At 73.1% G+C, this 12136-nt stretch carries 14 protein-coding genes; 9 read left to right on the top strand and 5 right to left on the bottom strand.

Going from position 1 to position 12136, the window contains the following annotated elements; all coding sequences use genetic code 11:
* The first annotated feature begins 27 nt into the window (after window positions 1–27).
* Window positions 28–750 carry an SCO2400 family protein gene (locus AVW11_RS07725; RefSeq protein ID WP_037832511.1) on the top strand — a complete coding sequence of 241 codons (723 nt, stop codon included), beginning with the start codon at window positions 28–30 and terminating at the stop codon, window positions 748–750.
* A 9-nt stretch (window positions 751–759) separates the two neighbouring features.
* Here AVW11_RS07725 and AVW11_RS07720 read toward each other — a convergent pair whose 3' ends face one another.
* Entirely contained in the window at window positions 760–1182 is a 423-nt protein-coding gene (locus AVW11_RS07720) for a MarR family winged helix-turn-helix transcriptional regulator (RefSeq protein ID WP_030841158.1), read from the bottom strand.
* A gap of 96 nt (window positions 1183–1278) precedes the next feature.
* Between AVW11_RS07720 and AVW11_RS07715 the strand changes: the two genes are divergently transcribed.
* The 3 genes from AVW11_RS07715 (at window position 1279) to AVW11_RS07705 (ending at window position 3655) form a co-directional block, all read left to right on the top strand.
* Window positions 1279–2301 carry an NADP-dependent oxidoreductase gene (locus tag AVW11_RS07715; RefSeq protein ID WP_076043586.1) on the top strand — a complete coding sequence of 341 codons (1023 nt, stop codon included), beginning with the start codon at window positions 1279–1281 and terminating at the stop codon, window positions 2299–2301.
* 65 nt (window positions 2302–2366) lie between these two features.
* Window positions 2367–2789 carry an organic hydroperoxide resistance protein gene (locus tag AVW11_RS07710; protein WP_076043585.1) on the top strand — a complete coding sequence of 141 codons (423 nt, stop codon included), beginning with the start codon at window positions 2367–2369 and terminating at the stop codon, window positions 2787–2789.
* 65 nt (window positions 2790–2854) lie between these two features.
* Window positions 2855–3655 (top strand): EI24 domain-containing protein, encoded by an 801-nt coding sequence (locus AVW11_RS07705; RefSeq protein WP_030841168.1) that lies wholly within the window; start codon window positions 2855–2857, stop codon window positions 3653–3655.
* Window positions 3656–3682: 27 nt separating this feature from the next.
* Here AVW11_RS07705 and AVW11_RS07700 read toward each other — a convergent pair whose 3' ends face one another.
* Window positions 3683–4573 (bottom strand): NAD(P)-dependent oxidoreductase, encoded by an 891-nt coding sequence (locus tag AVW11_RS07700; RefSeq protein WP_076043584.1) that lies wholly within the window; start codon window positions 4571–4573, stop codon window positions 3683–3685.
* Window positions 4574–4669: 96 nt separating this feature from the next.
* Here AVW11_RS07700 and AVW11_RS07695 point away from each other — a divergent pair, with 96 nt between their 5' ends.
* The 3 genes from AVW11_RS07695 (at window position 4670) to AVW11_RS07685 (ending at window position 8500) form a co-directional block, all read left to right on the top strand.
* Entirely contained in the window at window positions 4670–5005 is a 336-nt protein-coding gene (locus tag AVW11_RS07695; RefSeq protein WP_030841174.1) for a winged helix-turn-helix transcriptional regulator, read from the top strand.
* A gap of 202 nt (window positions 5006–5207) precedes the next feature.
* Window positions 5208–6902 (top strand): hypothetical protein, encoded by a 1695-nt coding sequence (locus AVW11_RS07690; RefSeq protein ID WP_143568818.1) that lies wholly within the window; start codon window positions 5208–5210, stop codon window positions 6900–6902.
* A gap of 14 nt (window positions 6903–6916) precedes the next feature.
* Window positions 6917–8500 carry a DUF2142 domain-containing protein gene (locus AVW11_RS07685; protein ID WP_158076119.1) on the top strand — a complete coding sequence of 528 codons (1584 nt, stop codon included), beginning with the start codon at window positions 6917–6919 and terminating at the stop codon, window positions 8498–8500.
* Window positions 8501–8546: 46 nt separating this feature from the next.
* Here AVW11_RS07685 and AVW11_RS07680 read toward each other — a convergent pair whose 3' ends face one another.
* The gene (locus tag AVW11_RS07680) at window positions 8547–9263 is read right to left on the bottom strand and encodes a carbon-nitrogen hydrolase family protein (RefSeq protein ID WP_076043581.1); all 717 of its coding nucleotides are present in this window, start codon (window positions 9261–9263) and stop codon (window positions 8547–8549) included.
* Between the two features lie 4 nt (window positions 9264–9267).
* Window positions 9268–10176 (bottom strand): LysR family transcriptional regulator, encoded by a 909-nt coding sequence (locus tag AVW11_RS07675; RefSeq protein ID WP_420713458.1) that lies wholly within the window; start codon window positions 10174–10176, stop codon window positions 9268–9270.
* A gap of 49 nt (window positions 10177–10225) precedes the next feature.
* Between AVW11_RS07675 and AVW11_RS07670 the strand changes: the two genes are divergently transcribed.
* Window positions 10226–11026 carry an NAD(P)-dependent oxidoreductase gene (locus AVW11_RS07670; RefSeq protein WP_206281886.1) on the top strand — a complete coding sequence of 267 codons (801 nt, stop codon included), beginning with the start codon at window positions 10226–10228 and terminating at the stop codon, window positions 11024–11026.
* A 63-nt stretch (window positions 11027–11089) separates the two neighbouring features.
* Window positions 11090–11413, top strand: a complete 324-nt coding sequence (locus AVW11_RS07665; RefSeq protein WP_060178107.1) for a putative quinol monooxygenase — start codon at window positions 11090–11092, stop codon at window positions 11411–11413.
* Here AVW11_RS07665 and AVW11_RS07660 read toward each other — a convergent pair whose 3' ends face one another.
* Entirely contained in the window at window positions 11414–11992 is a 579-nt protein-coding gene (locus AVW11_RS07660) for a TetR/AcrR family transcriptional regulator (RefSeq protein WP_030841195.1), read from the bottom strand.
* Between the last annotated feature and the right edge of the window lie 144 nt (window positions 11993–12136).

Genomic DNA, 12136 nt, shown 5'->3' with positions numbered 1-12136 from the left:
CCGCCCACCACGTAGCCTGCGGGCGCCATGAACTATTGCCACGCCTGCCGGAGGCACCTCAACGGCGCGCTGGCGTGCGCCGGCTGCGGAACGCCCGCCGAGTACCTGATACCCGCCGCGCCCGCCGCCGGGCCGCCGCAGCCGCCCAGGGTGGAGGGGCCCGCCGCGGACCCGCCGACCGCACCGGTCGACGTCCACGCGGACTCCCTCGTGGTGCTCTCCGCCCCGAACGAGCGCAGGGCCGGCGCCCGCCGCCGGGTCGCGCACCGGCGCCGCCGCCGCACCGTGCTGAGCCTCTCGCTCGGGGTGCTGCTCGCGACCGCGGGCTCCCTGATGGTGGCGGGCCTGGCCGCCGACGGGGAACGCACCGACCGCGCCTCCGACGTCGTCCTGATCGACGACGCGCCCAAGGATCCCGCGCCGCTGTCGGGCGCGCCGACGGCCGCCGCCCCCGCGGGCACCGGGAAGGCCACCGTGAAGGCACCGGTCGCGGCCACGGGGAAATCCGGGACCGGGGCGCCGACCGGGGACGCCGGCCGACCCGGACCCACGGAGCCGGTCCCCGCCCCGACCCTGTCGGGCTCGGCGTCGGTCACCCCCGGGCGCGGGCCGTCCGTACAGGCCTCCGGCTCCGGTACGCCCTCGCAGGGCGCCACCGGCAGCACCCAGGCGCCGCCCCCCGTTCCGCCGACGCAGTCGCCCACGCCCACGCCGACCAAGAGCTGTGTGCTCTGGATCTTCTGCTCGTGACCGGTGGGGTCAGGCCAGCATCCGCTTGAGCAGGTCCCGCAGCACGGCCCGCTCCGCCGGGGAGAGCCCGGCCAGGGGCTCGCGCGCGAAGTCCAGCGACTCGCGCAGCCGCTCCGCCGTCCGCAGCCCCTCCTCGGTGGGGGCGGCCAGCTTGACCCGCCGGTCGGAGGGGTCCGGACGGCGCTCCACCAGGCCGCGGCTCTCCAGCCGGTCGATGATGCCCGTCACGTTCGAGGGCTCGCACCGCAGCTTCTGCGCGATACGGCGCATGGGCGTCGGCTCCAGCGAGAGCAGGTTCAGCACCCTGGCCTGGGCGCCGGTCAGCTGATGGCTGGCGGCCGCGTGCTCGTATTCCATGTGGTACCGGCTCACGACGTCACCGATGAGTTCGACGACCTCGACGGTCACTGGGTCTACACGACGACTGGGCATGGATCCAGCGTACCCGTTTACTTGACAACATGAAATATCCAGGCGCATGGTTGTTTCACCTAGTGAAGCAATTCGTTCTTACCAGGAGCGCCGCACATGTCTGAGATCCCCGCCGTGAGCCGCGAGTGGCACCTCGTCCGTCGTCCGCAGGGCTGGCCCGTCCCCGAGGACTTCGCCCTGCGTGAGGCACCCGTCGACGCCGAGCCCGCCGCCGGCCGGATCCTCGTGCGCAACCTCCACATGTCCGTGGACCCGTACATGCGCGGCCGTATGAACGATGTGAAGTCCTACGTCCCGCCCTTCCAGCTCGACCGCCCCATGGACGGTGGCGCGGTCGGCGAGGTCGTCGCCTCCAACGCCGAGGGCTTCGCCGTCGGCGACCACGTCCTGCACGGCCTGGGCTGGCGCGAGTACGCCGAGCTCGACGCGAAGCACGCCACCAAGGTCGACGCCTCCCTCGCCCCGCTCTCCACCTACCTCGGCGTCCTCGGCATGCCGGGCCTGACCGCCTACGCCGGGCTCTTCGAGGTCGCCTCCTTCAAGGAGGGCGACTCCGTCTTCGTCTCCGGCGCCGCGGGAGCGGTCGGCGGCCTCGTCGGCCAGTTCGCCAGGATCAAGGGCGCGTCCCGGGTGATCGGCTCCGCCGGCTCCGACGAGAAGGTGACGCTCCTCACGGAGAAGTACGGCTTCGACGCCGCCTTCAACTACAAGAACGGCCCCGTCGCCGAGCAGCTGCGCGCCGCCGCCCCCGAGGGCGTCGACGTCTACTTCGACAACGTCGGCGGCGACCACCTCGAGGCCGCCATCTCCTCCATGAACGTGGGCGGCCGCGCCACCCTCTGCGGCGCGATCGCCCACTACAACGACACCGAGGCCGCCCCCGGCCCGCGCAACCTGATGCAGGTCATCGGCAAGCGGCTGCGGCTCCAGGGCATCCTCGTCAACGACCACGCCGGGCTGCAGCAGCAGTTCGTCCAGGACGTGGCCGGATGGCTGCGCTCCGGTGAGCTGCGCTACGACGAGACGGTCGTCGAGGGCGTCGAGAACGCCACCTCCGCCTTCCTCGGCATGCTCCGAGGAGAGAACACCGGAAAGATGATCGTTTCCTTCACCGGTTAGGCTCACCCCACAACCGTCGTGACCGTGGGCGCGAGTCGCGGCGATTACCAGGAGGAACATTCTTCATGTCCATCCAGCAGTCCGACGTCGCGTACACCGCCGTGGCCACCGCCGAGAACGGCCGCGACGGCCGCGTCGCCACCAACGACGGCCGGCTCGACGTCGTCGTGAACCCGCCCAAGGAGCTCGGTGGCTCCGGCGCCGGCACCAACCCGGAGCAGCTCTTCGCCGCCGGCTACAGCGCCTGCTTCCAGGGCGCCCTGGGCGTCGTCGCCAGGAACGTGAACGCCGACATCTCCGGCTCCACGGTCACCGCCGAGGTCGGCATCGGCAAGAACGACGACGGCTTCGGCCTGATCGTCAAGATCTCCGCCGTGATCCCGAACGTGGACGCCGCCACCGCCAAGGAGCTCATCGAGAAGGCCCACGAGGTCTGCCCCTACTCCAAGGCCACCCGCGGCAACATCACCGTCGAGCTCGCCGTCTGATCCGGCAGCCGCAGGGCGAAGGCCGCACCCCGATCGGGGTGCGGCCTTCGCCGTACACTGACGCCATGCACGATCTTGCGGGGGGCTTCCGGTACCTGCTGGCCGGACAGCGATGGGTGTTGCGTCACGGCCGGTGGCTGGGCTTCGGGCTGCTGCCCGGGCTCCTGTCGTTCGCCCTGTACGTCGGCGCCCTCGTCGGGCTCGGCTACGGCGCCGACGACCTGACCGCCTGGGCGACCCCCTTCGCCGACGACTGGTCCGCCCCGTGGCTCGGCCTCTTCCGCGGCTTCCTCACCGCCCTGTTCTTCGGCTTCGGACTCTTCCTCGCGGTGATCACCTTCACCGCCGTCACCCTGCTGATCGGCCAGCCCTTCTACGAGTCCCTCTCGGAGCAGGTCGACCGCAGCGAGGGCGGCGACGTCCCGCAGTCCGGCCTGCCGCTCTGGCGCGAGCTGTGGATCTCGGCCCGGGACAGCGTGAAGGTGCTCGGGCGGGTGGTGCTGTACGGCATCGTGCTCTTCGCCCTCGGCTTCGTCCCGGTGGTCGGCCAGACGGTCGTCCCGGTGCTCGGGTTCTGCGTCTCCGGCTACTTCCTGACCCAGGAACTCACCTCCGTGGCCCTCCAGCGCCGCAAGATGGAGCTGCCCGAGCGGCTGGTGCTGCTGCGGTCCCGGCGGCTGCTGGTGCTGGGCTTCGGAGTGCCGCTGGTGCTGGCGTTCCTGGTGCCCCTCGTCGCGGTGCTCCTGATGCCCGGCGCGGTGGCGGGGGCCACGCTGATGGCACGCGACCTGGTCCGCACCGAGGAGGCCCCGGCCGCCGAGGCCGCACCCGCCGGCTTCGGACCGCCGCCGCCCGCCTTCCCGTGAGCGGCCCGGCCCGCCGACGCTCCTTCTTCAGCCCTTCTTCAGCAGCAGCAGGGCCCCCGCCGTGTCCTCCCCGCCGTGCGCGGCCGGGTCCGCCGTCAGCCGGCGGCGCATCAGGTCCAGGTACGGGGCGATCAGCTCGGCACTGACCCCCTGGTCCTCGGCGGTCCTCAGCAGCGTCCCGCTCGCCGCGACCTGCATGGCCAGGTTGGACACGACCCCGGTGGTGAAGTCCCGCGAAGTGAGCCGCTCGGCGGCGTTGCCCACGAAGAAGCCCATCGCGCCCAGCCACTCGGACAGCAGCGGAGCCAGGTCCTTCGGGGCGATGTCCTCGCCCTCGGTCAGCGCGTAGGCGTGCGAGATACCCGCGAACAGCCCGTACATCGCGCTGAGCAGCGCCACGTCGTGCAGGGCGGCGTACCCGGGGTCCTCCCCGACGAAGCGGGCCCCGGCCGGGACCTCCAGCGTCGCGCGGTGCGTGTCGAAGAGGGCGCGCGAGCCGCTGTAGAAGACGTATCCGCCGGCCTCCGGTACGCCGATCATGTCGGGCGTGGCCATGATCCCGCCGTCCGCGTACCGGGCGCCGCGGGCCTCGGCCCAGGCGGCCCGGGCGCGGGCCTCCTCGGGGGTGCCGGTGGTGAGGTCGACGAGATCCTTGCCGGTCAGGTCGATGCCGTCCAGGGTGGAGCGGACGCTGGCGTCGTCCAGCAGGCAGGTCACGACCAGCCCGTTCGCGGCGACCGCCGCGGCCGCGGTCGGGGCGGCGACGGCGCCCTCGGCGGCGAGCGGCCCGGCCTTGGCGGAGGTGCGGTTCCAGACGGTCAGGCGATGCCCGGCGGCGAGCCAGGTGCGGGCGAGGGCGGTGCCCATGTCGCCGAGTCCGAGCAGGGTGAGCGATGTCTGCGGTGTGGTGTCGGTCATGGCGTTTAGCCTGGTTGCAGGCAGTGCGGGGCTCAAGTACGCACTTCGGAGTGGGTGGTTACCCCGAGGTGAGCGAGCAGATGGGGAGGGTACGCGATGGCGGTGACACGAAGGCCCGGTGCGCATGAGTGCGGGATCGCCGCGGCGATGTCGGTGATCGACGGCAAATGGAAGGTGTCGCTCCTGTGGACGCTGGAGCAGCGCCCGCGCCGCTTCGGCGAGCTGCGCCGGCTCGTCCCCGGCGTCTCCGAGAAGGTGCTCGCCGCGCAGCTGCGCGAGCTGGAGACCGACGGCATCGTGCACCGTGAGGTGTTCGACGAGGTCCCGCCGCGCGTCGAGTACTCCCTGACCGCGCTGGGCCAGGACCTGAACGCGGCCCTGGAACCGCTCGGGGACTGGGGCGCGAAGCACCTGCTCCCGGATTCGGCCTAGCCGCCCGGAGATCGGTCACCGGGCCCCCGCCTTCCCATGGGGGGCCCGTAGTATGCATGGCAGCAAGTGCCAAGGCTGTCTCTCACTGCCCTTGAGTTCGCCCTGGCCCGGAGCTTCGGCGGGGGGCCGGAGTCGCACAGCGGCTTGCCGCGCCACGACCGGCCACCGGGCCGAGAACCGACCAGCAGTAGGGACACCAGCAGTGACAGTCAGTACCGAGGGCATGGCGACCGTGCTGCCCCCGGGCGGACCGGCCGCGCCCGCCCGCCCGATACCGGCCGCCGGGCGCGGGATCGGCTCACGCGGCACGCTCCTGCTCCTCGAAGCCGTCGTCGCGTTCGCCGCGGCCCTCGTGCTCCCGCTGCTCGCCCGCGGCTTCAAGCTCAACCCGCTGGACCGGATCGCGCAGGTCAGCGGCCTCGCCGCGATCCAGCTGCGGTTCGCGCTCATAGGCCTGCTCTTCATCGGCGTGGTCGCGCTGGCGGTGCGGCTGCGCAAGGGCCGGCACTTCGACCTGGCCGCCCGGTTCGCCTCCGCCGCCCTCGCCGGCCTGGCCAGCGGCTTCGTCGCCGCCGGTGCCGTCGTCGCCCTCCACGGGACGCCCTGGCCGATGTTCGGCCTCAACGGCGACAGCGGCCGCATCGTCGAGTGGGCCCAGGCGGTGGCCAACGGCCGCCCCTCCGGCTCGCCGGTCTACCCGCCGGCCCCCCTCTACACCCTCGGCTACTACGCCGAGTGGTTCCGCGGCGGCAACACCGCGTACGCCTTCAAGGACCTCCAGATCCTCGGCGCCGCGGCGTTCGGGCCGCTCGTCTACCTCTGCTGGCGCATGCTGCTCGGCCCGGTCCGGGCCCTCGCCTTCGGTGTGGCCCCCGCCTTCGCGCTGATCGACGCCTACAAGCCGTACAGCCAGACCGTCCTCGTCGTGCTGGTTCCGGTGCTGGTCGCGATGGTGGTCGCGCTGGGCCGCAGCGGCAGGCAGGGCTGGCGGCCGCTCCTGCTCAAGGGCGCGGGGTTCGGCGGGCTCCTCGGCGTCATGTTCCTCACCTACTCGGGCTGGTTCCTGTGGAGCGCGGCGGGTGTGCTGTTCGCCGCACTGCTGTACTTCCCGTGGCGGGACGGCCGCCTCGGCCGGCTCAAGGGCGCGGCCTTCCTCGGCGCCTCCCTGGCGGCGTTCCTCGTGGTCGCCGGGCGCTACCTGATGGTCATGCTCACCGAGGGGCAGACCACCAAGGACTACAACTTCCGGTTCGACAACTTCACCGACCCGGCGTACTACCTCATGTGGCGCACGGACATGCCCGGCAAGGTCGGCGAGTGGCCGCTGCCCGGCGAGTACGGCGGGGTCGGACTGTTCGCCCTGGTCACCTTTGTCGGCCTGGGCGCCGCGATCTGGCTGGGCATGCGCAAGCCGATGGTGATCACCATCGCCGCGATGTTCATCAGCGCGTGGGTGATGCGCATGTACATCGCCTCGCACATGTACGAGACGCAGACCGTCCAGCTCTACACCCGCACCAACAACCAGCTGCTCTACTGCGGGCTGCTGCTGTGCGCGCTGGTCGTGCACCTGGTCTCGCTGCGGATCGCCTCCCGCCGGCCGCAGCCCGACGCCGCGACCGGGGCGGACGGCGAGGCCGCGGACGGCAGGGCCGGCACCGGCCTCCCCGGCCGCGAGGGCGCGGTGATCGGCACCCTGTGCGCCCTGCTGCTGCTCCTCGGCACCGTCTCCTCCTCCATGGCCGACCGCTACATGCCGGCCAAGGAGAACACGTACCGGATCCTGCCCTGGGTCTCGCACACCATCACGGAGCGGGACGGAAGCTGCCCGAAGTACGCGCCCGGCGGCACGTGCTCCAAGGACGGCGACCAGAGCTGGCTCGGCTTCATCCGATGACCTCCGGGGGACCGATGACTTCCGCACTGACGCGGCTGGCCGACTGGTCGGCCAGGACGCCCAAACGGCTCTGGCTGATCTCCTTCGCGCTGTTCCTCACCCTCACGGGCTCGTGGGCGGCCGCCAGCCCCCTCGGCAGCTCCCCCGACGAGCACGCGCACTTCATCCGCGCCGCCGCCGTCGCCAGGGGCCAGATCGGTGGGCCCGAGGTGATGGTCCCGCACACGGTGGCGGGCATCGAGGGTCACTTCGCCGAGACCGGCGTGCAGCTCCCGGAGTGGTACCGCAACCTGCCCACGGTGCACGAGTGCTACTCGTGGCGCGAGGCGCAGCCCGCGTCCTGTGCCCCCTCGCTCGGCAACTCCGAGAAGACCGCGCAGGCCACCACGGCGGCCGGCCGCTACCACCCGGGCTACTACCTGGTGACGGGCTGGCCGAGCCTGCTGGCCGACGGCCCCAAGGGGCTGTACCTCATGCGCCTGATGTCGGCGCTGCTCTGCTCGGCGCTGCTGGCCAGTGCGGTGGTCACGGCCGCCGAATGGCGGCGGCGAGGTCCGGTGATGCTCGGCGTGTTCGCCGCGGCCACCCCGATGACGCTCTACATGTCCGGCATGGTCAACCCCAGCGGCGGCGAGATCGCCGCCGGGATCCTGGTGTGGACGGCCCTGCTGTCGGTCGTCCTGTCGCCCGACCCGGTGCTGCTCAACCGCAGACTGGCCCGGCTGGGCATCGGCGGCCTGGTGCTGATCAACATCCGGCCGCTCGGCCTGATCTGGTTCGGCGGTGCGGTCGTCTTCAGCCTGCTGCTGACGCAGCGGCGCGGACTGCTGGGACAGGTGCTGCGCCGCAAGGCCCTGTGGCTGTGGACGGTACTGCTGGGCCTGGCGACGGCCGGCGCGCTGCTCTGGGCGGCGCGGCACCCGGACAACTCCAAGATCGACATTCCGGACTCGCTGACCACGGGCGTCGCCGCGAAGAGGACCCTCGGCAACACCGAGGTCTACATCAAGCAGATGCTCGGCTTCTTCGGCTGGCTGGACACTCCCGCGCCGGCCCTCATGTACCTGGTGTGGACGGCGGTGCTCGCCACCGTCGTCGTGCTGGCGCTCGTGTACGGCCGCGCGCGCGAGGTGGTGGCCGTGCTCGGCATGCTGGTGGCCGTCGTGATGGTGCCGGTGGCCGCGCAGGCCTCGCAGGCGGAGCGCATCGGCATGGTGTGGCAGGGCCGCTACCTGCTTCCCTTCGCCGTCGGACTGCCGCTGATGGCGCTGGCCGTCTGCGCCACGCGCGCCCCGGAGTACGGCTTGCCCTGGCGGCGGCTGGTGGGCCTGTCCGTCGTGGGCCTCGCGCTGGCGAACCTGTCGGCCTTCTACTGGACGCTGCGCCGGTTCGCCGTCGGCACCAAGGGTTCGTGGGTGGCGACCTCGGCGCACTGGGCCCCGCCCGGCGGCTGGGCCCTGTGGACGTGCGTGTACGCGGTGGCGGCCGTCGTCGTCGTGCTGCCCGCCCTGCTGCCCGACCGCCGGGACACCGCCCGGCTCCCGGACCTCGACGCCCCGCGTGCGGGGCGCCGCCGACCGGTGCCCGAGCCCGCCTGACGCACCCCGCCCGACGCACCCGGGGCGATCGGCCCCGACTGCCCCGTCAGACGGCGGGGCCGATCGCGGCGGTCACCACCGAAGGGGTGCGGTCGTCCGCCTCGGCGAGCAGCGCGCCGCCGGGGGCCCACACGGCCGAGCGGCCGCAGCCGGTCCACGGGCCCGCCGGGCCGACGTGGTTGGCGAGGACCACGTACAGGCCGCTGCGCCGCGCGATCCCCGGGTACACGGTGGCGCGCTCGCGGATCCCGTCGCCGGTCCCGTACAGGGAACTCGCCAGGTGGACCCGGCAGCCGTCGGCCGCGGCCCGGCCCGGCAGTCCGGGGAAGTGGTTGTCGTAGCAGACCCCGAGTGAGAAGCGGACCCCGAGGAGTTCGAAGCGCCCGTCGGCCGTGCCGGCCTCGAAAAGGCCCTGCTCGTGCCGGAAGAGGTGCTGCTTGCGGTACGTCGCCACGTGCCCGCCGTCCGCGTCGTGGACCACCGTCGCGATGGCGGGCCGCGGGCCCTCCCCGGGCAGGGCCACGTTGACGGCGGTGGCGATCCCGGCTGCGCGCAGCGGGTCCAGCCGGGGGTCGTCGGCGGCGGTCCACAGGCCGGGGTCGGCGGCGAGGGCGGCCGGCTCGTAGCCGGTGAGCGTGAACTCCGGGAACACCACCAGGGCGGCGCCCTGCTCACGGGCCGTCACGGCGAGGGCGGCGGCCTGCGCGGCGTTCGCTCGGACATCGGCGGGGACACACGTCATCTGTGCTGCGGCGATCTTCACCGGCTCAGGATGCCAACCCGGCCGCGGCCTCCTTCAGCAGGGCCAGCAGGGCCGCGGCGGCCGGTGTGGGGGCCAGCCCGCGCGGGGTGGCCGCGTAGACCCCGCGGCGCGGGGTGTCGTCCGGGTGCAGCGGGACCAGCACGAGGTCGGGCCGTACGGAGGAGGCCGCGAGCTCCGGGACGAGGGTGACGCCGAGCCCGGCCGCGACGAAGCCCTGCTTGGCGATCCAGTCGGCGGCGACGAAGCCCGTACGCGGGCGGAAGCCGCTCGCCAGCGCGGAGTGCATGAGGGTCTCCTCGGGGCGGGTGCCGGCGGCGATCCACTCCTCGTCGGCCAGTTCGGCCAGCCGCAGCCCGGTCCGTCCGGCGAGCCGGTGCCCGCCCGGCAGGGCCACGTACATCCGCTCGTCGAGCAGGTGGTGCGGGGTGCAGTCCCGGGGCGGCCGCCCGGAGGTGTCGGCCACGACGGCGAGGTCGAGCTCCCCGGCCGCGAGGAGGGCGAGGTGCTTGGCGGACGGACCCTCGGTACGGGTGAGCGAGACGGCGGGATGGCGGGCCCGGAAGGCGGCCAGCGCGCGCGGCAGCAGCGCGGCGTCCGCGGTGGAGAAGGAGCCGATCCGCAGCCGCCCGGCGCCCAGGGTGCGCAGCGCGTCGAGCTCGGCGCGGGCGCTGCGCAGCCGTTCGCCGACGGCTTCGGCGTGCGGGAGCAGGACGCGGCCGGCCTCGGTGAGGCGGACGCCGCGCGGGAGGCGGTCGAAGAGGGGGGCGCCCCACTCGTCCTCCAGGGTCTGGATCTGCCGGGAGACGGCGGACTGGGTGTAGCCGAGGGAGCGGGCGGCGGCGGTGAAGGAGGCCAGGCGGGCCACGCGCAGGAAGACCTCGTACAGGCTGTGCGGAGTCGGCATGGCAGCCATGCTAGACATTCGCTTGTCGCATGAACGGCCCGAGCCTAGCGTCGTGGGCATGGACACAGTGCAGAAGATCGCATTCCTCGGCCTCGGCCGCATGGGCGCCCCGATGGCCCGTCACCTGCTCTCGCGCGGCCACCGCCTGACGGTGTGGAACCGGACGCCTAAGAAGGCGCGGCCGCTCGCGCAGGCCGGGGCCACGGTCGCCGCCTCGCCCGCGGAGGCCGTCCGTGACGCGGACCTCGTCGTCACCATGCTGGCCGATCCGGCCGCCCTGCGGGCCGTCGCGCAGGACGTGCTGCCCGCCCTGCGCCCCGGAGTCCACTGGATCGACACCTCGACGGTCGGGCCGGAGGCGGTACGGGAGCTGGCCGGGCGGCTGCCGGCGGGGGTGACGCTGACCGACGCGCCCGTGATGGGCAGCGTCGACCGGGCGGCGGCGGGGGAGTTGTGGGTGCTGGCGGGCGGTGACCCGCTGCCCGGACCGGTCCGGCGGGTCCTCGACGCCCTCGGCGAGGTCACCGTGTGCGGTCCGTTCGGTACCGGGGCGGCGCTGAAGCTGGTGCTGATCAACACGGCGGTGGGCGGGGTGGCGCTGGTGGCCGAGGCGCTGAGGCTGGGCGGGGCCTTGGGCCTGCCGGAGGAGCTGGTCCGTGCGCAGCTGGCCCGCGGGCCGCTGGCGGGCGCGGTGGCGCGGGCGTACGCGGACGCCTCGCACTTCCCGGTCGCCCTGGCCGCGAAGGACGTGGCGCTGGCCGCGGTCCACGCGCCGCTGCCGATCCTGGAGGCGGTCCACGCCGCGCTGGCGTCGCGCCCGGACCTCGCGGATCGGGACCTCTCCGCCCTGCGCCCCTGACCCGGCCGGGGCCGCGGTCCGGAGCAGGCCCGTGGCGGGGATCAGCCTGCATAAAATGCCGGTGTGATCTTCATTGTGGTGAAATTCCCCGTCAAGCCCGAATACGTCGACGCGTGGCCCGACAAGGTCGCGCCCTTCACCCGCGCCACCCGCGCCGAACCCGGGAACCTGTGGTTCGAGTGGTCGCGCAGTCTTGAGGAGCCGAACACCTACGTGCTGGTCGAGGCCTTCCAGGACGGCGCCGCCGAAGCGCACGTCACCTCCGAGCACTTCGGCGCCGCGCTGGAGACCATGCGGCCGATGGTGACCCGTACGCCCGAGATCGTCAGCACGACCATCGAGGGCGCGACCGGTTGGAGCCGGATGGGCGAGCTCCAGATCGACTAGTCATCCCTCTCCCGGGCCTCGCAGCAGGGTCAGGAAGGCGCGGAAGGCGGCGGGCATGTCCACGGACTCCGGGGCCAGCAGCCATTGGTACTGGAGGCCGTCCATGACCGCCGTCAGCAGCGGTGCCGCCTGCTCCGGGGTGAGGCCCGAGGGCAGGCGGTCGCCGAACTCGGCCCGCAGTACCGCCGCCATCTCGCCCCGGACCTGGGCATAGCGCTCGGTGAAGAACTCCCGGGCCGGGTGCCCGTCGGTGACGCTCTCGCCCAGCAGCGCCGAGAAGGTCTGCACGATGCCCGGACGCATCGCGTTGTAGTCCACCAGCGAGGCCAGCAGGTCCAGCCGCCAGGTGTCCGCCGCGGCGCGCGAGCCGCCGCCCGTGTCCCACCGGTCGCGTTCCTCCAGCACCGCGACGAGCAGTGCCTCCTTGGTCGGGAAGTAGTGCAGCAGCCCCTGCTGGGTCAGGCCCACGCGCTCCGCGACCGTGCCCAGGGACGCCCCCCGGTAGCCGCGCTCCGCGATCACCTCGACGGCCGCGCGGACGATCTCCCCGCGACGCTCCTCGCTCCTCGCCCTGGCCATCGCCATGGCACCCCTTCCTCCACTCCCGTCGGCAGGACCGTAGGAGGACCGTACGACATTCGAATATCTCGAAGGGATAACAAACCCTACCGATCGCCAGGCGACGGGTCCACGATGGGGGCGCCGCACCGCACAACGCCGCAC

Origin of the sequence: Streptomyces amritsarensis (genome assembly GCF_001953875.1) — a bacterium.
Lineage (GTDB): Bacteria > Actinomycetota > Actinomycetes > Streptomycetales > Streptomycetaceae > Streptomyces > Streptomyces amritsarensis.
The sequence above is the reverse complement of the archived record's forward strand: the minus strand, read 5'-3'. Positions and strand labels throughout refer to the sequence as shown.